The sequence below is a fragment of the Rhizobium sp. 05L429 genome (genome assembly GCF_056397645.1).
Map to the genome: position 1 here is coordinate 212,866 of NZ_JBFTNV010000002.1, position 17,698 is coordinate 230,563.

20 protein-coding genes and 1 pseudogene are annotated in these 17,698 nt (G+C 60.0%); 13 read left to right on the plus strand and 8 right to left on the minus strand.

Annotated features, from left to right (window positions below):
* The first annotated feature begins 46 nt into the window (after window positions 1–46).
* The 4 genes and pseudogenes from AC1DNW_RS02745 (at window position 47) to AC1DNW_RS02760 (ending at window position 3,926) form a co-directional block, all read left to right on the plus strand.
* A complete protein-coding gene (locus AC1DNW_RS02745) occupies window positions 47–1,924 on the plus strand; it encodes an ABCB family ABC transporter ATP-binding protein/permease (protein ID WP_477851830.1) in 1,878 nt (625 codons plus the stop codon).
* A gap of 133 nt (window positions 1,925–2,057) precedes the next feature.
* Window positions 2,058–2,759: pseudogene (locus AC1DNW_RS02750) on the plus strand (phosphatidylserine decarboxylase); the annotation flags it as partial.
* 18 nt (window positions 2,760–2,777) lie between these two features.
* Window positions 2,778–3,623: a CDP-diacylglycerol--serine O-phosphatidyltransferase gene (gene pssA, locus AC1DNW_RS02755; RefSeq protein WP_113311445.1), complete on the plus strand. Its 846-nt coding sequence runs from the start codon at window positions 2,778–2,780 to the stop codon at window positions 3,621–3,623.
* A 165-nt stretch (window positions 3,624–3,788) separates the two neighbouring features.
* Window positions 3,789–3,926: a hypothetical protein gene (locus AC1DNW_RS02760; protein ID WP_477832832.1), complete on the plus strand. Its 138-nt coding sequence runs from the start codon at window positions 3,789–3,791 to the stop codon at window positions 3,924–3,926.
* Here the strand turns inward: AC1DNW_RS02760 and AC1DNW_RS02765 are convergent.
* Window positions 3,923–4,057 carry a hypothetical protein gene (locus tag AC1DNW_RS02765; protein ID WP_477851831.1) on the minus strand — a complete coding sequence of 45 codons (135 nt, stop codon included), beginning with the start codon at window positions 4,055–4,057 and terminating at the stop codon, window positions 3,923–3,925. The two genes, AC1DNW_RS02760 and AC1DNW_RS02765, sit on opposite strands and share 4 nt — an antisense overlap.
* Window position 4,058: 1 nt before the next feature.
* On the opposite strand from AC1DNW_RS02765, the gene AC1DNW_RS02770 reads away from it, so the two are divergent.
* Window positions 4,059–4,448: a hypothetical protein gene (locus AC1DNW_RS02770; protein ID WP_477851833.1), complete on the plus strand. Its 390-nt coding sequence runs from the start codon at window positions 4,059–4,061 to the stop codon at window positions 4,446–4,448.
* Here AC1DNW_RS02770 and AC1DNW_RS02775 read toward each other — a convergent pair.
* The 5 genes from AC1DNW_RS02775 to AC1DNW_RS02795 form a co-directional block, all read right to left on the minus strand.
* Window positions 4,396–7,551, minus strand: a complete 3,156-nt coding sequence (locus AC1DNW_RS02775) for an efflux RND transporter permease subunit (protein ID WP_477851834.1) — start codon at window positions 7,549–7,551, stop codon at window positions 4,396–4,398. The genes AC1DNW_RS02770 and AC1DNW_RS02775 overlap by 53 nt on opposite strands.
* Window positions 7,548–8,720 carry an efflux RND transporter periplasmic adaptor subunit gene (locus AC1DNW_RS02780; protein WP_477851835.1) on the minus strand — a complete coding sequence of 391 codons (1,173 nt, stop codon included), beginning with the start codon at window positions 8,718–8,720 and terminating at the stop codon, window positions 7,548–7,550. Before AC1DNW_RS02780 ends, AC1DNW_RS02775 begins: the two co-directional genes overlap by 4 nt.
* 431 nt (window positions 8,721–9,151) lie before the next feature.
* Complete coding sequence (locus tag AC1DNW_RS02785; RefSeq protein ID WP_113311500.1) at window positions 9,152–9,850, minus strand: MgtC/SapB family protein; 699 nt, start codon at window positions 9,848–9,850, stop codon at window positions 9,152–9,154.
* Between the two features lie 204 nt (window positions 9,851–10,054).
* Window positions 10,055–10,819 carry an SOS response-associated peptidase gene (locus tag AC1DNW_RS02790; protein ID WP_477851836.1) on the minus strand — a complete coding sequence of 255 codons (765 nt, stop codon included), beginning with the start codon at window positions 10,817–10,819 and terminating at the stop codon, window positions 10,055–10,057.
* A gap of 96 nt (window positions 10,820–10,915) precedes the next feature.
* A complete protein-coding gene (locus AC1DNW_RS02795) occupies window positions 10,916–11,236 on the minus strand; it encodes a YnfA family protein (RefSeq protein ID WP_113311501.1) in 321 nt (106 codons plus the stop codon).
* Between the two features lie 108 nt (window positions 11,237–11,344).
* Between AC1DNW_RS02795 and AC1DNW_RS02800 the strand changes: the two genes are divergently transcribed.
* The 8 genes from AC1DNW_RS02800 to AC1DNW_RS02835 all read left to right on the plus strand — a co-directional run bounded on the left by AC1DNW_RS02800 (window position 11,345) and on the right by AC1DNW_RS02835 (window position 16,547).
* Entirely contained in the window at window positions 11,345–11,761 is a 417-nt protein-coding gene (locus AC1DNW_RS02800) for an NUDIX domain-containing protein (RefSeq protein WP_113311448.1), read from the plus strand.
* A 63-nt stretch (window positions 11,762–11,824) separates the two neighbouring features.
* On the plus strand, window positions 11,825–12,298 hold the full coding sequence (locus AC1DNW_RS02805) for a TIGR02301 family protein (RefSeq protein ID WP_477851838.1): 474 nt from the start codon (window positions 11,825–11,827) through the stop codon (window positions 12,296–12,298).
* A gap of 103 nt (window positions 12,299–12,401) precedes the next feature.
* Window positions 12,402–12,659 (plus strand): hypothetical protein, encoded by a 258-nt coding sequence (locus AC1DNW_RS02810; RefSeq protein WP_113184571.1) that lies wholly within the window; start codon window positions 12,402–12,404, stop codon window positions 12,657–12,659.
* Window positions 12,660–12,678: 19 nt separating this feature from the next.
* Entirely contained in the window at window positions 12,679–13,428 is a 750-nt protein-coding gene (locus AC1DNW_RS02815) for a hypothetical protein (protein WP_113311450.1), read from the plus strand.
* A 172-nt stretch (window positions 13,429–13,600) separates the two neighbouring features.
* The gene (gene ygfZ / locus AC1DNW_RS02820) at window positions 13,601–14,440 is read left to right on the plus strand and encodes a CAF17-like 4Fe-4S cluster assembly/insertion protein YgfZ (RefSeq protein ID WP_113311451.1); all 840 of its coding nucleotides are present in this window, start codon (window positions 13,601–13,603) and stop codon (window positions 14,438–14,440) included.
* On the plus strand, window positions 14,437–15,045 hold the full coding sequence (locus AC1DNW_RS02825; protein ID WP_113295203.1) for an HD domain-containing protein: 609 nt from the start codon (window positions 14,437–14,439) through the stop codon (window positions 15,043–15,045). Before ygfZ ends, AC1DNW_RS02825 begins: the two co-directional genes overlap by 4 nt.
* On the plus strand, window positions 15,042–15,572 hold the full coding sequence (locus AC1DNW_RS02830) for a tyrosine phosphatase family protein (protein ID WP_113311452.1): 531 nt from the start codon (window positions 15,042–15,044) through the stop codon (window positions 15,570–15,572). The genes AC1DNW_RS02825 and AC1DNW_RS02830 overlap by 4 nt, the downstream gene beginning before the upstream one ends.
* Before the next feature lie 54 nt (window positions 15,573–15,626).
* The gene (locus AC1DNW_RS02835; RefSeq protein ID WP_113311502.1) at window positions 15,627–16,547 is read left to right on the plus strand and encodes a mechanosensitive ion channel domain-containing protein; all 921 of its coding nucleotides are present in this window, start codon (window positions 15,627–15,629) and stop codon (window positions 16,545–16,547) included.
* A gap of 9 nt (window positions 16,548–16,556) precedes the next feature.
* Here the strand turns inward: AC1DNW_RS02835 and AC1DNW_RS02840 are convergent, their stop codons facing one another.
* Both AC1DNW_RS02840 and AC1DNW_RS02845 read right to left on the minus strand, forming a co-directional pair.
* Entirely contained in the window at window positions 16,557–17,072 is a 516-nt protein-coding gene (locus AC1DNW_RS02840; RefSeq protein ID WP_477851839.1) for a superoxide dismutase family protein, read from the minus strand.
* A 128-nt stretch (window positions 17,073–17,200) separates the two neighbouring features.
* Window positions 17,201–17,542: a hypothetical protein gene (locus tag AC1DNW_RS02845; protein WP_113311454.1), complete on the minus strand. Its 342-nt coding sequence runs from the start codon at window positions 17,540–17,542 to the stop codon at window positions 17,201–17,203.
* Window positions 17,543–17,698: the final 156 nt, after the last annotated feature.

Sequence of the window (17,698 nt, forward strand, 5' to 3'; positions counted from 1 at the left end):
CGGCGACAGGTCGCGACAGCAGCGGCCCGCCGGGCTGGAGATAGGCATGGCTAACGGCAAGACAGTTTCAGATACCAACCTGCTGGGAACGCTCTACAATCTCTGGCCCTACATGTGGCCGGCGGACCGGCCGGATTTGAGGATGCGGGTGGTGTGGGCCTCGGTCTTCCTGCTGATCTCGAAATTCGTCCTGCTCCTGGTGCCCTATTTCTTCAAGTGGTCCACCGACGCTTTGAACGGCAGGATGGACCTGCAAGGCACGCTGCCGCCGCTGCTGATCGGCGCAACCGCACTCGTCATCGCCTACAACCTGACGCGCCTCATCCAGCTCGGCCTCAACCAGCTGCGGGATTCGCTGTTTGCCAGCGTCGGCCAGTATGCCGTGCGCCAGCTTGCCTACCGCACCTTCGTGCATATGCACGAGCTTTCCCTGCGCTTTCATCTGGAGCGCAAGACAGGCGGGCTTTCGCGCATCATCGAACGCGGCACCAAGGGCATCGAAACGATCGTGCGCTTCACGATCCTGAACTCCGTCCCGACCGTCATCGAATTCCTTTTGACGGCAGCGATCTTCTGGTGGGGCTACGGCTTCTCCTATCTTGCCGTCACCGCCTTTACCGTCTGGGCCTATATCTGGTTCACAATCCGCGCTTCCGACTGGCGCATCTCCATCCGCCGCACGATGAACGATAGCGATACGGACGCCAACACCAAGGCGATCGACTCGCTCCTCAACTTCGAAACCGTCAAATATTTCGGCAATGAGGAGATGGAGGCCAAGCGCTTCGACACTTCGATGGAACGCTATGAGAAGGCGGCGACCGACGTCTGGACTTCACTCGGCTGGCTGAACTTCGGCCAGGGTGTGATCTTCGGCATCGGCACGACGATCATGCTCGTTCTCTCGGCCTGGTCGGTGCAGAGCGGCGAGCACACGGTCGGCGATTTCGTCTTCATCAATTCCATGCTGCTGCAGCTTTCGGTTCCGCTGAACTTCATCGGTTTCGTCTATCGCGAAATCCGCCAGGGATTGATCGACATTGAGCAGATGTTCGATCTCCTGGAAGTAAAGGCAGAGGTGCTGGACGCGCCGGACGCGAAGGATCTTGCCATCGGCCAGGGCGCCATCTCCTTCAAGGACGTGCATTTTTTCTATGATCCGGCCCGACCGATCCTGAAAGGCATTTCCTTCGAGGTGCCCGCTGGCAAGACGGTTGCCGTCGTCGGTCCCTCAGGAGCCGGCAAGTCTACACTGTCGCGGCTGCTCTATCGCTTCTACGATATCCAGAGCGGCGCGATCACTGTCGATGGGCAGGATATACGCGGCATCACGCAGAAGAGCTTGCGCTCGGTCATCGGCATGGTGCCGCAGGATACGGTGCTGTTCAACGACACGGTGGCCTACAATATCCGCTACGGGCGGCCTTCGGCCAGCGAAGCCGACGTGAAGCAGGCCGCCGAAATCGCCCAGATCGGGCATTTTATCGAGACGCTGCCGGAGGGTTTCGAAACCAAGGTGGGCGAGCGCGGATTGAAGCTTTCGGGTGGAGAGAAGCAGCGCGTGGCAATCGCCCGCACCATCCTGAAGGCCCCGCCCATCCTCATCCTCGACGAGGCGACCTCGGCGCTCGACACGACGACGGAGCGGGAAATCCAGACGGCGCTCGACGTCGTTTCCAAAAACCGCACGACGCTGGTTATCGCCCACCGCCTGTCTACCGTCATCAGCGCCGATGAGATCATCGTCTTGAAGAGCGGCGAGATCGCCGAGCGCGGCACGCATGCCGCTCTTCTCGAACAGAACGGACTCTATGCCTCGATGTGGAGCCGCCAGCGCGAGGCGACACAGGCCGAAGAGCACCTGAAGCAGGTTCGCGAGAGCGACGAACTGGGCATCGTCAACCGTCTGGCGCCTGCGACCTAACGCCGGAAACGGGCAAAACCGCTCGTTTTGTTGTATAGAACCAACGCATCGAAAGCGGCCTGCGGTCCATGCCATTGCTCCTCAGGTCGTTTTTCTGTAACCAGCGGATACGAAAAACGACAGGAGGCCGGCATTCATGAGCTTGTTCGATACGGTTCGCAACACGATTGTCCCGGTGCACAAGGAAGGTTATCCCTTCGTCGCCGCCTTCTTCGTCGCGTCGCTCGTATTGGGCTGGATCTTCAAGCCGCTCTTCTGGATCGGCCTTATCCTGACGCTCTGGTGCGCCTATTTCTTCCGTGATCCCGAGCGCGTCACCCCGCAGGACGACGATCTCGTCATCTCGCCTGCGGATGGCAAGGTCTCCTCGATCCAGATGGTGACGCCGCCGGCCGAACTGAACCTCGGCAGCGAGCCGATGCTGCGCATCTCCGTCTTCATGAACGTGTTCAACTGCCATGTGAACCGCGCCCCGATGCGCGGCCGCATCGTCAGCATCAACTATCGCAAGGGCAGCTTCGTGAATGCCGAGCTCGACAAGGCGAGCGAGGAGAACGAGCGCAACGGCCTCGTCATCGAGACCCGCCACGGGCAGATCGGCGTCGTGCAGATTGCCGGCCTCGTCGCACGGCGCATCCTCTGCTTTTCGCATGCCAACGAACCTGTCGATGCCGGCGAACGTATCGGCCTCATCCGCTTCGGTTCGCGGCTCGACGTGTTCCTGCCTGCTGATACCGCGCCGCGCGTCTCGCTCGGTCAGACGGCGGTTGCCGGCGAGACCGTCATTGCGGAATTCGCCTCGGCAAAGGGTCCGGTCATCAGCCGCCGCAGCTAATTTTCAGGAGAGCGCGATATGGAAACACCCTTTCCGCCCTTCGAACCGAACGGCCCGAGCGACGATTCGGCGCGCGGGCCGCGCCTGCGCGAGATTCCGATCCGGCTCGTCGTTCCGAACCTCATCACCATCCTTGCCATCTGCGCCGGCCTGACCGGCATCCGGCTCGCCTTCGAAAGCCGCTATGAGCTGGCTGTCGCCATGGTGCTCGTCGCCGCCTTCCTCGACGGTATCGACGGTCGTGTGGCGCGCCTCATGAAAGCCACGTCGAAATTCGGCGCGCAGATGGATTCGCTTGCCGACATCGTCAATTTCGGCGTCGCCCCTGCCCTCGTGGTCTATGTGTATGCGCTAGACCAGGCGCGCTCGCTAGGCTGGATCGCCGCGCTCATCTACACGATCGCCGCCGGCCTCAGGCTGGCACGCTTCAATGTGATGTCGGAACGCGACAACCGCGCGCCCTGGCAATCGGAATATTTCGTCGGCGTGCCGGCGCCGGCCGGCGCGATGCTGGTGCTCCTGCCCGTCTATCTCGGCTTTCTCGGCCTCACCACCGACCGGACCTTCGCCTTTCTCTCCTCGGGCTACACGGTCCTCATCGCTTTCCTGCTCATCAGCCGCCTGCCTGTCTGGTCCGGTAAATCCGAGAGCCGCATGCGCCGTGATCTCGTGCTGCCTGCCATGCTCGGTGTGGTGATCTACGTCGCGATGCTGATGAGCTTTACCTGGGAAGTGATGGTCTTCACGGTCTGCGCCTACCTCATTTCGCTGCCCTTCGGAGCGCGGAAGTGGAAACGCAAATATGGCACGCTGACCATCGAGGAACCCGGTATCGGCGAGGACGACATCGGTCGTCACATCTGAGCATCCACTTTATTAAGTAAGTATTAACGAACGCAGGCTTCGGTTAAGCCTCGCGAATTATGCTCCGTGGTTACATTTCCTGATAGGCGATGCCTCTCTTTTGTCGCTATTAAAGACAAAAGAACAAGACAGATAAAATTCTAGGAAACACGTAAGGAGAGTATCGTGACCTCGAAGAAGACAACGGAACAGCAGCAGACAGCCAAGCCGGATCTCACGACCAACTACCGCCCGCTCGGCCTCAAGGCCGTCGCTGCGGCTTCGATGATGGCAAAGCCGGCACCGGTCAAGAAGCTCGCCTAAGCGGGCGTAAAGAACCGCGCGAGCAGGCTGACCGCCGGCAGGCTCGTGACGATGCCGATAGTGTCACTCGCTTCCTGCATTGTCAGGCCGTGGAGAAACTCGCCTCTTTCGAGGAAGTTGACGATCTGCACGATGACGCGGGTTGAACATCATGAAGGTGTGCGTGGTGTGCAGCACGAGATGTTCGGCGGCACCCTGCAATCTCGTCGATGCGACCGACACCTTCCCGTCGTTCGGCCCCTCTATGATGGAACTGAAAACTGGATTGACACCTATGTCGCCGGCGATGATTCCAACCGGATAGTCGGGGGCTGGCAGAAGCTTCGGTACTGCGGTTGCGCCGGTTCCAAGCTCGCGCCCGGCCGGGCCATTGATCCAGTGAAATGGCAGCATTTGTCCGAAGACATCGATACGGTCGTGGACCAACTTGCCTTCACCAACCCCAGCGTCGTTCCGAGCGAACGTATTTCTAATCCGGAGTGGCGGCCGCAGATGAGCCGCCATTTGCATGCGTACCGCTGAACATTCGTCGTTTGACGGCCTCCCTCACTGTCTGAACGAATACATAGAGCAACGGAATGATGAGGAGGCCTGCAACCGTTCCGACCAACAGCCCACCCAGGACCGTCACGCCGATCGCCTGGCGGCTGCCCGCTCCGGCCCCCGATGCTACAACCAGCGGCACAACCCCCAAGATGGACGCCATCGCTGTCATCAACACAGGCCTGAAGCGCTGAGAGGTCCCCTCGGTTGCCGCTTCCGTGATGCTGAAACCTTCCTCCCGGCGCTCCTTGGCGAACTCCACAATGAGGATAGCGTTCTTGGCCGCTAACCCGATCAAAAGCAGCAGGCCGATCTGCGCGTAGATATTAAGGTCGATGCCACCGATCACCAGCCCCGCCAGGGCCCCAAGAACCGCGATGGTCACGGACATCATCACCGCCAGCGGGACGCTCCAGCTTTCATATTGGGCGACGAGGAAGAGATAGGTGAATATGATCCCCATGATCAGGATGATGACCGTCTGCCCGCCGGCCTGCTTTTCCTGGAGAGCCAGTCCCGTCCATTCGTATCCGAAGCCTGGCGGCAGCTTCTCTGCGGCAAGCGCTTCCATGGCGTTCAAGGCGTCCCCGGTACTTGCGCCCGCCGCCGCCTGTCCGTTGATTGCGGCGGACGGGAAAAGATTGTAGCGGTTGACAGAGTTCGGCCCATAGATGGTTGAGATCGAAAGCATTCCCTGCAACGGGACCAGATCGCCCGATTGGCTTCGCACCCTCAGGCGCTGGATGTCCTCGATGCGGGAGCGGAAGTTCGGCTCGTCCTGGATGCGAACCTGGTATACGCGGGAAAATATGTTGAAGTCATCGACATAGGCCGATCCGAGATGCGCTTGCAGCGTGCTGAAGATCGCAGCAGGCGAAACGCCGAAAATCTCGGCGCGCCGCCGATCGATGGTGAGATAGATTTGCGGCGCGTCCGCCGAAAACGTGCTGAAGACGCTGGTCAGCTGCTTCGTCCGGTTTGCTGCGATGATCAGCCCGCGCATCACTTCGGCGAGTTCTTCCTGGCTTTGCCCGGCACGAGCCTGAAGGCGGAAATCAAATCCGCCGGTCGTGCCGAGACCGGGTATCGCCGGCGGATTGAACGGCACCACTGATGCCATCGAAATTCTGCTGAACTCCCCGCGAAGCCGGTTCATCAGCGCAAAAGCGCTTTGATCCGATCCGCGATCGCTCCAGGGCGTCAGTGCCGAGATGACCATTGCTGAATTGGAGCCGCCGCCGCCGATCATGCTCGTTCCAGCGATGGCAATGGTGTTTGCAATACCCGGCGTCCGCTGAAGCACTGAAGTCACCGTCGCGATTGTTTCCTGCGTGCGCTCGAGGGATGCGGAGTCCGGCAATTGCACATTCATGAACAAGTAGCCCTGGTCTTCCGAGGGCACGAAACCAACCGGCAAAATGCGATAGCAGCCGTAGATGCCGACCACGACAACAGCAAAAACGAGCAAGCTGAGGGCGATCTTACGCGCAAAGACCGCCAGCAATCGCAGGTAAAATCGTCTCGACGCATCGAGCGCCCCGTTTATCCTGCTGAAAATCCGCGAGCGGCTCTCCTGTGCCGGGCGCAGGATCAGGACACACAGCGCCGGGCTGAGCGTCAGGGCATTGATCGTCGAGAAGGTGATCGTCACCAGGATGGTCACCGCAAACTGCCGGTAAAGTTCACCGGTTATGCCGGCGAGAAACGCAACCGGTACGAAGAGGGCGGCCAGCACCAAGGTCGTGGCGACGATCGGACCGGTGACCTGGCTCATAGTACGCAACGTCGCCTCGCGCACGTCAACGCCGGCCTCGCTCATGATGCGTTGGACGTTTTCCACCACGATGATGGCGTCGTCCACGACCAGGCTGATCGCCAGTATCATCGCGAAAAGCGTGATCGTATTCGCCGAATAGCCCATGAGATAAAGCACGGCAAAGCCACCGATCAGCGAAACCGGTATTGTCAGCGTCGGGATGATGGTCGCGCGCCAGTCCTGCAGGAAAAGGAACACGACGGCCACGACGAGCGCGAAGGTGATCGCCAGCGTGACGAAAATCTCGTGGATGGTCTGGCGAACGAAAGCGGTGGTGTCGAAAACGACCGTGTATGCGATGTCATCGGGAAACTGTTTCGACAACGTCTGCAGCTCGCCCAGAACGGCGTTCGATACCGCCAGCGCATTGGCGTCCGCCGACTGATAGACGACAACGGTCGCGCTGGGCTTGCCGTTCAGGGTCGATGCCGTATCGTAGGATTCTGCTCCGAGTTCGACCCGGGCGATGTCGCGGAGATGGACGATCGCGCCATCCTTGTTGGTGCGGATGATGATGTCGCCGAACTCGTCCGCATCCGCGAGCCTTCCTCTCGCCATGACGGTCAATTGCAGCTGCTGGCCGGTGGGTGCGGGAGGAGAGCCGAGCTGGCCGGCGGACGCCTGGGCGTTCTGGGCCTGGATCGCGGCGGCCAGGTCGGCGGCGGTTACCCCAAGGGCCTGCATGCGATCGGGGTTCATCCATATGCGCATGCTGTAGGCGGGACCGAACACGCTCGCCTCGCCAACGCCCGGCAGGCGGGCGATCGCATCGCGGATATTGATCATCGCGTAGTTGCTGATGAACACATCGTCCCTGGTGCCTTTCGGCGAGTAGACCGCAAAGCCCAGCAGCATGCTCGATGAACGCGTCCTGACCGAGACGCCTGTCTGCGTGACGGCGGCAGGAAGCCGCGGCGTTGCCATCGCCACCCGATTTTGCACGTTGACCTGGGCAATTGCCGGGTCCGTCCCGGCCGCGAACGTAACGGTCAGGCTATAGGTACCGTTGTTGGTGCTCGATGACGACATGTAGAGCATGTCGTCGACGCCGTTCACCTGGTCCTCGATCGGCGCTGCTACACTATCGGTCATGACGCTTGCATTCGCGCCCGGATAGCTTGCCGTCACCTGCACTTCGGGCGGTGTGATTTGAGGAAACTGCGCGACGGGTATCAAGAGGAGGGAGACCCCTCCGGCGATCATCATCACGATCGCGATGACCATCGCGAACCTCGGTCTCGCGATGAAGTGCGCCGATATGTTCATTGCGCGGACCCTGATTGTGATGCGGCAGGAGCGAGCGAGATCACGCTACTATCGGTTGGAGAGACCTCCGTGGGACTGACGGCCGCGCCTTCGGAGATGTTCTGCAGCCCCTCGACAACGAGTTTTTCGCCGCCTTTCAGACCATCGTCGACCACCCAGTTGCCATTGATCTGCCGGGAGGTCTTTATTCGCCGCAGCTCGACAGCGTTCTGCTCGTTGACCAGCAGGACGAACTTGCCTTCGCGGTCCTGCTGCACCGACCCCAAGGGCACAACTGGGCGTAGTGTCTTTTCCGTTCCCGATATGACGACCGTGACGAACTGCCCTGGAATTAGCAGGCCATCGGGATTGGAAAACAGTGTTCGAACCGCCAGCGTCCCGGTCGCCGGGTCGATTTCGTTGCCGAAGAATTCGATCTTTCCAGGCTCCCTGTATGCTTGGTCGTTTGAGAGCCGCAGGCTGGGCTGGTAGCGCCTGGCGAGTTCTTCCTTGCCGATATCGCCGGCGGCTGCGCGTAGTTCGAGGATGGATCGGTCGCTCACGGAGAATACCACGCGGATTGGATCCATTTCCACGACGCGTGCAAGCGCCATCGAACTGCCGCTGACGAAGCTTCCCACAGACAGTTCCGCTGCCCCGATGCGGCCGTCAATCGGCGAGGTAATCCTCGTGTAGCTGAGATTGAGCTCGGCCTGGGCCACGCGTGCTTGCGCCGACAACAGGTTTGCCTGTCCGGTCTCCAGCGCCGCTTGGCTTTCCTCCAGCGTCGCGCGCGATACGGTCTGGCCGGTCAGCGACTGATTTCGCGCAACGCGGCGTTGGGCATCATCCAAGCTCGCCTGGGCGCTCGCAAGCGCTGCCTTGGCATCCGCTAACGATATCTGAAGGGATCGTTTGTCGATCAGGAAAAGATCCTGATCCTTCTTGACCAGTTGGCCCTCGTCAAAAAGGCGTTCGTCCAGAAAGCCTTCGATCCGCGAACGGATATCGACGGCATTGACCGCCTCCACGCGACCGACGAATTCGTGCTTCGGCGAGACATCTTGAACCGGTATGCTGAAGACGCCGACGGAAGGCTCAGCCTGCGCCGCGGCGTTCTCCGGTGCGGACATTAACGTTGCCGACAATATTATGAGGCATGCCGACGGAACTCGACGTCCCAATTTCATCGACCAGTCTCCATCAGAGCCGAGATAATTTCTCAAGTCAAAACGTATGGAAGCAGTCTACAGCGGCAAATTCGTATATGCTCAAATACTACTGCTAGTCGTTAAAATCGGCAAGCCGTCAGTGATAGTACTCTTGTTACAGCTGGATCTTTTGCAGATGTGGGCCGGATACCGGAAGTCTGGACTACACCTGCGTGACCGTTTCGGATGCGTCTTTCAAAAAAGCGCCGCCTGTCGTTTCATGCCCTTGACTGGGCGGCGGCAAGCCGTCAGGTCACGCGCACTTCGTCGGATCCGCAGGAAATGCTTTTTAGGCCGCCCCGCTGATCAGAAGGATGGCTGCTCGCTCGGTAGGCAACATTTGCAATCAGAGGCTGTTATCCTCAATAATCCATCGATCACAGACTGAGCACCGCCCGCCGCTTGCATGTTCATTGAGTGTCGTCGATAATTTTCGACCAGCTGGTTTTTGCCACTTGCGATCTCAAGCTCAACTGGGCCACGAGTTGTTCGACAACGCTGTCTTCATCACTCTTGCTGAAAACGATCGCTTCGATCTCCATGCTGCCGTCGCCTTCGTCAAGGCGGCTTTTAATCGATCGGAACTGGAGTTTGTTGGCGTTTAGTGATTGCAGGAGCGCCGCCCGGATTGCGACCTCGTCCTCCAGCGGGCACGTCAGCCTTATGTCATATATACGGTCCTGTTCTGACGCGACCACAGACCAAGTTTCAATATATCGTCCAAGCTTGGGAAGCGTAAAGTTGAAGGCAACGATAAACAACGCCGCCTCGACGGCCAGCAGAAGTTGCCCGTAGCCAGCAAAGACGCCCACCGCGCCAGTGCTCCAGACCGTCGCAGCCGTGCTCAATCCTTTGATGTTGGTGCCGTCGCGGATAATGAGGCCAGCGCCTAGGAAGCCGATGCCTGTGATCACTTGAGCGCCCATACGTAAATCAAACTCCAAACCCATAGCACTTGGAAGCGACGCATAGGACGCGGCGCCGAGGGAAACCAGCGCGTGTGTGACGAGATTTGAGTTGCGCTGCTTCAAATGTCTCTCGGCGCCGATCAGCGTTCCGAGCAGCAAAGCTATAACCAGCTTGAGGAGAATTGAATGGCTGGCGTCCATCTCGATTACCTCGTTAATATGTGTCGTGGGTCGTGCCTGCTTTCTCGCGTCAACCAGTTGTCTCTGCCGCACAAAAAAATCGCTTCGTACGGAAAGCAATCAGCGCCCTTCAACCTGTTTTTAACTTGGTTCGGAGGCATGAATCTCGATTGGAGAGAACATGGTACACGTCCTGCTGAAGTTGCAGGACGGCGGGTTCGGGTTTCAAAAGAAACTGAGCTGGCCATTGTCAGGCGTTTTCTTCTGGGGCGGCTTCGACACCTTCTCGAGCGGTACCGGATCTTGAAGATCCGGTCCCATGTTTGCAACCTTGTTGACCTTGTCGGAAACTGGGATCGCCTCGAAGAAATCCTCCTGGACCGGCTGCATGAGGCCGACGACCTCGCGCGGCTCCTGCGTCTTGCAGTCGAGCCAGCGGGGAAAATCCTCCGGCTGGATGACGACCGGCATGCGGTCATGGATCGAGGAGATCGCGCTGTTGGCCCTGGTCGTCAGGATGGCGCCGGTATCTACTTCCGAACCATCGGCTGAGGACCATGTTTCCATGAGCCCGGCAAAGGCGATGACGCCGCCGCGGCGCGGCCGGATCCAATAGGCCTGCGCCTTCTCTCCGCTTTCCTTCGACGGGCGATGCCATTCGTAGAAGCCGGAAGCCGGGATGAGGATGCGGCGATGGCGCATGGCGGCGCGGAAGGATGCCTTGCCGATTGCGGTTTCAGAGCGCGCATTGATCAGCAGTGGGAATTCCTTGGGATCCTTGACCCAGCCGGGCGTGAAGCCCCAGCGCACCAGCAGGGCGCGGCGATCCGGCAGGTTGCTGCCCGGCTCCTGCCCTTCGCCTGATATGACGACGAGAATCGGCTGCGTCGGCGCGATGTTGTAACGTGCCGGAAAGCCTTCCAGCTCGGCAAGGCTGAAAGCTTCGGCTATATCCTTGACCACTTCTGTCAGGGCAAAACGTCCACACATGCGAATGTCTTTGCACCCTGCCCCGCATCGGTCAAGGCGCTTTGTCCACAAGCAATTCCCAATGGAGAGCCGCTGCACATCTTTCGCAGAAAGGCTCTAACTGCGTGGTGCGAAGAGGATGACCGCCGTGCCGGCAAGGCAGATCAGCGCGCCGCCGATATCCCAGCGGTCGGGAACGCGGTTCTCCGCCAGCCAGAGCCACAACAGCGAGGCAACAATGTAAATGCCTCCATAGGCGGCGAAGGTGTGTCCGGCGGCCTCGCTCGGCACCAGCGTCAGCAGCCAGGCAAACAGCGCCAGCGACACCATGCCGGGCGCCAGCCACCAGACGGGCTTTGCCAGCCGCAGCCAGGCCCAGAAGGCAAAGCAGCCTGCAATTTCGAAGAGGGCGGCAAGGGCATAGATCAGGTAGGTCACGGGCATCTCGCAGGAATCACAGCGGCCATATTCCATGCTAGCCCAGCGATTGCGCAAGGTGAGTTGCCCATGGGATAAGGCAGGCATCACAGCAACACGTGCGAGCCGATGACCTCCGAAGCCAGACCCGCCTCCTCCGCCATCCTGGAACGTGATGGCCGATTCCTTCTTGTGCTGCGGCGAAACCCGCCCTCGGCCGACATGTATGCCTTTCCCGGCGGCCGCGGCGAGCCCGGCGAAACACCCGAAGAGACGGCATTGCGTGAATTCTTCGAGGAGACCGGTATCCAGGCACGAAACCCGCGCCTATTCTCCACCTATGACCTGAAGACGCATACGCCCGACGGCAGCATCAGCAGCCATTTCTTTCTCTCCGTCTTCCGCGTCGAGGCGGACCGCCATCTGGTGGCAGAAGCTGCCGATGATGCAGCAGCAATCGGCTGGTACAGCGTGGAAGAGATCCGCCGCATGCCGGCGCCGCAGAGCGTGCTCGAATGCGTCGAGCGGCTGGCAGCCGGCGAATGAGGCCAATGCCGGAAGAGTTGGCAGAATAGAAGTGGAAACTGCCACATCCGCCTTGTTCCTGTCATGCTCCCTGTATCAACTGGGAGCATGATTCCCGTTCGACGCGTTCTCTTGTCATCTCTTGTCTTTGGCGGCCTCGTCTGGGCCAGTCCGACAATGGCGCAAGGTGAGGCGCGGGGCAGCAAGAATACAGTTCCCCCGCCGACGGAAGAGATCGCACCGCCGGTCGTGGTCGTACCCTATGACGACAAGCTGGCGCGGCTGGCAGAGGTCTTGGGTTCGGTGCATTACCTGCGTACGCTCTGCAAGGCTCAGGGCGCGGATGAATGGCGAGCCGACATGCAGGAACTGCTCGATTCCGAGACGAATGGGGAGCCGCAGCGCAAGGAAAAACTGACCGCAGCCTTCAATCGCGGTTACCGCACTTTTGCCTCGGTTTATACGGATTGCACCCAGGCGGCCATCGTGGCAGAAGAGCGCTACCGTAACGAAGGTGCAACACTTGCCACAGAAATTACTTCGCGGTTTGGAAATTGACGTTTAATTAACCTGTTTTCGCATGCGGACGTGTCGTTTTGGGAAAAGGCTGTTAGTGTTGTTAACATAGCGGTAAGACATGAGAAGTTCTGAGGAAAAGACAATGGAACCAAGCCTCAACGACATCGACGACATGATCGTCCACGAAAAGATGCAGGCGGCTCTGGAATACCAGAACGAGGCTTGGGCCGACGGAATGGCCGATGGTATCGAGCCTGAAATCATTGCCGATGCTGCGATTGCCCATGCACTGCGGGAGACAATCAGACTGCATGGAGAAAGCAGCGCCGAAGCCTTGTTGGATTCGCTGCGCGACCGCATGCTGGCAGGTGAGTTTTCCACCAACCGGACCCTGCAATAAGGGCAATACAGAGAGTTTCATGCGTACCGGTAAAGATATTTCATCGCGAATTGCGCTCGCGCCGGTCCTGCTTGCCGTCGGCCTTGCCGCAGGCAGCGTGCTGTCCGCATCTTCCGCCTACGCACTTTCTGAACTTCAGAAGATTCCGGGCCAGCCCGATGCGCCCGCCACGGCGCAACAGAACCCACAGCAGCCGGCAGCACCGCAGAACGGCTCCTCGGGTGTCCCCATGCCCGATCCGCTCGTCAACAAGGAAGGCCAGAGCGTCGACAAGACGCCGGGCGCGTCCGACAATTCCAAGCCCGCCGAAGTGATCTACGACATCAGCAAGGTGCCGGAACCCGTGCGCAAGATGCGCGAACAGATCGTTGAGGCGGCCGCCTCCGGCGACCTCGAACGCCTGCGTCCGCTGATGGGCACTGGCGCGGACCAGACACAGGTCACGGTCGGCGAACCGACAGACGATCCAATCGGCACGCTGAAGGATCTCTCCGGCGATCCTGACGGCGACGAGATCCTCGCCATAATGCTCGATGTCATATCGACCGGCTTCGTGCATGTCGGCCAGGGCACGGCTGATGACATGTATGTCTGGCCCTATTTCGCCGAGAAGGACCTGAAATCGCTGACCCCACCGGAACGCGTCGAACTGCTGCGCATCGTCACGGCAGGCGACCTCTCCGATATGCAGGAGTTCGGCGGCTATAATTTCTACCGCCTCGGCATCACGCCCGACGGCAAATGGAAGTTCTTCACAGCCGGCGACTGACGCCAGAGCGTCGTGGCTCCTTTGGGATGCACAAAGGACGCTCTAACTCATTGAAACTAAGCATCAGGCTTTCCGAAAATCGTTTCCGATTTTGCGCCGATGCTGTAGAGCGCTTGCACCATCAGCTTCAAAGACTTACCTCTGAGCGATCACCAACGCGACAGGTTTCGCCATGCCAGCCGTATTCCTGAAAGACCGCTCGCTTATTGCCGTCGGCGGCCCTGAAGCAGAAGCCTTCCTGCAGAATCTCATCACCACTGATATCGTCTCGCTTGGTGCGGACGAGGCGCGGCCGGGCGCGTTGCTGACGCCGCAGGGCAAGATCCTGTTCGACTTCATGATCTGGCGCGACGGCGATGGCTTTGTCATCGAAACGGACGCCTCCCAGCGCGAAGCGCTGCTGAAGCGATTGACCATGTACCGCCTGCGCGCGCCGGTGACGTTGACGCCAGTTGCAGAGGATGGCGTCACCATTTCCTGGGGCGAGGAGGCCGGAGCGGGCATCAAGGACAGCCGATTCGCCAAGGCCGGTGTCACCGTGCTGCGTCGTGCCGGTCATCATGGCAGCCACAATGCGACCCTCTACGATGCGCTGCGCATCGAGCATGGCATCGTTACGTCAGGGCCTGATTATGCGCTTCAGGATGCCTTCCCGCATGATGTGCTGATGGATTTCAATGGTGGCCTCTCCTTCAAGAAAGGCTGCTATGTCGGCCAGGAAGTGGTGTCCCGTATGCATCATCGCGGCACCGCACGACGCCGCGTCGTGACTGTTTCGGCCGGCGCCGCATTGCCCGCCAGCGGCACTGAAATTACCGCCAATGGCAAGCCGGTCGGCACGCTCGGCTCCGTCGAGGGAACAAACGGACTGGCGATCGTGCGCATCGACCGCGCCGGCGAGGCGATGGCATCCGGTACGCCGCTGCTTGCCGGCGATGTTTCCGTGACGCTCAGCCTGCCGGCCTGGTCCGGCCTCAGCTTCCCGACCTCCTCGGACGAGGCGAGCGCGTGACGACTGCGAAGGCTCCACGCGCCTGGCAGCGCATGCTGTCCGGGCGGCGACTCGATCTGCTCGACCCCTCGCCGCTCGATGTCGAACTGACCGATATCGCCCACGGGCTTGCCCGCGTCGCCCGGTGGAACGGTCAGACGTCGGGCGACCATGCTTTTTCAGTTGCGCAGCATTGTCTCATTGTTGAAACCATCTTCCGGCACTTCAATGACGCCACACCCGGCGATTGCCTGATGGCGCTGCTGCATGACGCACCGGAATATGTGATCGGCGATATGATCTCCCCTTTCAAGGCGGTCGTCGGTGGCGGATACAAGACGGTCGAAAAGCGGCTGGAGGCCGCCGTGCATCTGCGCTTCGGCCTGCCGCCGCACCCTTCCCGCGAACTCAAGGACAAGATCAAGAAGGCCGATACGATCGCCGCCTATTTTGAGGCAACGGTGCTTGCGGGCTTCACGCCGGCAGAGGCACAGAAATTCTTTGGCCAGCCGCGCGGCATCACCAGGGACATGCTCTCGATGGATCCTTTCCCAGCTCTCGAAGCGCAGCGGCTCTTCTGCGAACGCTTTGCGGAGATCGAGGCAGCCCGGGGCGTGACCCCGTGACCGTGATCGTGGTTTCTCCGCTGGCGCGCATTGCCGAGATGGCGGTGCGGCACAAGGCGCGCGAGATGATCAGCCTGATGGCGAAGGAACAGGCCTTTCACCGTCCAGGCGTGATCCAAGCCGATCGGCATCTGCTGCTTAACATGAACGATATCACCTTCAAGGGCACGGGCGATCTCGTGGCGCCCGACGAGAGGCATGTGCAGGCGATCATCGATTTCGCCGCCGGCTGGCAGCAGGAGGCGCCCCTTCTGATCCATTGCTGGATGGGCGTTTCGCGCTCACCCGCCGCAGCGCTGATTGCCGCCCTGTCGCTGGCGCCCGAGCAGGAGGACATGGCACTTGCCCGCCGGCTGCGCGCCGCCTCGCCCTATGCGACACCCAATGCACGGATCGTCGAAATCGGCGACGCGCTGCTTGATCGGCGCGGGCGGCTCGTCGATTCCGTGAGAGCCATCGGCCGCGGTGCGGATGCCGACGGCAACGTACCCTTCGTGCTGACCATCCGGGACGATTCGAACGGTTGACGCCCTTGGCCCCTGCTCCATCTAGCCCTCGACGATGCATTCGAGGAGCATATGATGGAACAGCAGGCCTCCGACCTTATCATTGCAACCCGTTCGGCGCTCGATCAGGCGAGCGCGCTTGCCGTACAATATTCTTTCTCCATCCTGGGCGCGATCATCCTGCTCATCGTCGGCTGGGTGACGGCGAGCCTCATCAGCCGCTGGGCCTATGAGGGCATCTCGCGCGTGCGCGGCATCGACGAGACGCTTGCCCGTTTCTTCACCAATGTCGTGCGCTATGCGCTGCTGGTGCTGGTCTTTGTCACCGTTCTCGGGCAGTTCGGCGTGCAGACGGCATCGATTATCGCCACTCTCGGCGCCGCCGGCCTTGCCGTCGGTCTGGCGCTGCAGGGCACGTTGCAGAATATCGCAGCCGGCATCATGCTGCTCGTGCTGCGCCCCTTCCGCGTCGGGGAGTATATCGAGACAAGCAGTGTGACCGGGACGGTGCTCGAGATCGGCCTTTTCGCCACGGAACTGAAGACGGGGGACGGCCTCTATCGCCTGGCGCCGAATTCGATCCTCTGGAATACGCCGATCACAAACTACAGCCGCCAGCCAACCCGGCAGAATGATCTGAAGATCAGCATTACGCACAAAGACGATCTCGACCTCGCAATGGAAACACTGATGAAGCTTGCGACAGCCGACAAACGAGTGCTCAAAACGCCGGCACCAAGTGTCTTCATCGATAGTCTCAGCGACAGCGCGGTCAGCATGACATTGCGCTACTGGGCATCGACCGGCGACTGGTGGAGCCTCAGCCGTGACATGATCAAGCGCGTCAAACTCGCCTTCGACAAGATGGGAGAGGTGGATGATACCTCAGCCCCAGCGCAGCCTTCGAACGCTCCCACTATAGAGCCAGCCTTGGAAGAAGCACCCGTCAACGCTCCGGGCCGCAAGAGGACGCCGAGGGCGTCCCCGCAGACATAGCCCTACTGCTTATTCAATCACACCGCAGGCAATCCTGTCGCCGGCGCCGCCTGAGGGCTGGCTTCGATAGTCATCGGATTCCGCATGCACCATCAGCGCGCGGCCACGCACACCATCCTCCTTGCCGTCGAGCGAGATCATGGTGTCGAAGACCTGCGCGCGCAGGATGCCGTCCTGACCGACATACTGGTTCGGCATGTCACCGGCATGTGGTCCCTTGGTGGCGAGGAAGCCATGCTCGGCCTTGGTCGGATTGAAATGACCACCGGCCGATTCGTGATGGGTTGCAGCATCGCAGCGGCCGGTTTCGTGGATGTGGAAGGCGACCCACTTGTTGACGGGCAGGCCTGAGATTTCCGCCTCGATGAAGACACCACCATTGGCCGCGGCGGTCAGCGTGGCACGGCCGGACTCCTTGCCGTCAGGGCCGATGAAATTTGCCGTCGCCGTCTGCTTGTCCTGGGCAAGGCCTTGGGACGCAGCCGCAAGCAGGCCGAGGGCAGCGATGGTGCATATGATTTTCATCGGGTTTCCTTCCGTTTCGGGGACTGTGTCCCAACGCCTCATAAGGGAAGGTGTTCCTGCCTGCATAAAAGGCAAGAAAAAGCCGGCCACAAGGCCGGCTCCAGACTAGTGCAGCTAGCGACCAACGCTCAGGCTGCGATACCGAGATCGAATTCGCCGTAGGTATTGCGATAGGCCTGCATCGCCTGGTCATCGCCATCAGGGGCACTCTGCTGCAGCGCATAGGGAACGGCCGTGCCGGTCGCCGAGCCGTTGTCGCTGTATTCCATCATGAGAGCGACGAGGCTGCTCGGATATTTCGGCTGCGTATTGCCCGAATTATCCTCTTCGAGAAATTCCCGGATGATGCCGGGTTTCTTATCTGCCGCACGTTCCGTGCGGCTCAGCACGCCGTCGCCATTGGCATCAAGCCGCGAGAGCGTTGCCAAATATGCATAAGAGATGTCTGAAACTGATGAAAGAGCAGTCATACAAACCTCCGTTCACCGCTTCTTCCGGTGAGAGTCTGTACGCAATACACGGGTGGGAAAGATCGGGCTTGACCCATTGACTAAACTGATTTGGGCTTCTGGTCAATAAGCTGTTAACCGTTGATTAACTATGATTGACAAAGTGTAACTACCCGT

Excerpts from the sequence above, each read along its gene's own strand:
- ygfZ (WP_113311451.1), top strand. The coding sequence starts at position 13,601 with ATGCCAGCCGTATTCCTGAAAGACCGCTCGCTTATTGCCGTCGGCGGC.
- AC1DNW_RS02745 (WP_477851830.1), top strand. The coding sequence starts at position 47 with ATGGCTAACGGCAAGACAGTTTCAGATACCAACCTGCTGGGAACGCTC.
- AC1DNW_RS02770 (WP_477851833.1), top strand. The coding sequence starts at position 4,059 with ATGACGCGGGTTGAACATCATGAAGGTGTGCGTGGTGTGCAGCACGAG.
- AC1DNW_RS02775 (WP_477851834.1), bottom strand. The coding sequence starts at position 7,551 with ATGAACATATCGGCGCACTTCATCGCGAGACCGAGGTTCGCGATGGTC.
- AC1DNW_RS02810 (WP_113184571.1), top strand. The coding sequence starts at position 12,402 with ATGGAACCAAGCCTCAACGACATCGACGACATGATCGTCCACGAAAAG.
- pssA (WP_113311445.1), top strand. The coding sequence starts at position 2,778 with ATGGAAACACCCTTTCCGCCCTTCGAACCGAACGGCCCGAGCGACGAT.
- AC1DNW_RS02785 (WP_113311500.1), bottom strand. The coding sequence starts at position 9,850 with ATGGACGCCAGCCATTCAATTCTCCTCAAGCTGGTTATAGCTTTGCTG.
- AC1DNW_RS02790 (WP_477851836.1), bottom strand. The coding sequence starts at position 10,819 with ATGTGTGGACGTTTTGCCCTGACAGAAGTGGTCAAGGATATAGCCGAA.
- AC1DNW_RS02835 (WP_113311502.1), top strand. The coding sequence starts at position 15,627 with ATGGAACAGCAGGCCTCCGACCTTATCATTGCAACCCGTTCGGCGCTC.
- AC1DNW_RS02815 (WP_113311450.1), top strand. The coding sequence starts at position 12,679 with ATGCGTACCGGTAAAGATATTTCATCGCGAATTGCGCTCGCGCCGGTC.
- AC1DNW_RS02800 (WP_113311448.1), top strand. The coding sequence starts at position 11,345 with ATGACCTCCGAAGCCAGACCCGCCTCCTCCGCCATCCTGGAACGTGAT.
- AC1DNW_RS02845 (WP_113311454.1), bottom strand. The coding sequence starts at position 17,542 with ATGACTGCTCTTTCATCAGTTTCAGACATCTCTTATGCATATTTGGCA.
- AC1DNW_RS02780 (WP_477851835.1), bottom strand. The coding sequence starts at position 8,720 with ATGAAATTGGGACGTCGAGTTCCGTCGGCATGCCTCATAATATTGTCG.
- AC1DNW_RS02805 (WP_477851838.1), top strand. The coding sequence starts at position 11,825 with ATGCTCCCTGTATCAACTGGGAGCATGATTCCCGTTCGACGCGTTCTC.
- AC1DNW_RS02840 (WP_477851839.1), bottom strand. The coding sequence starts at position 17,072 with ATGAAAATCATATGCACCATCGCTGCCCTCGGCCTGCTTGCGGCTGCG.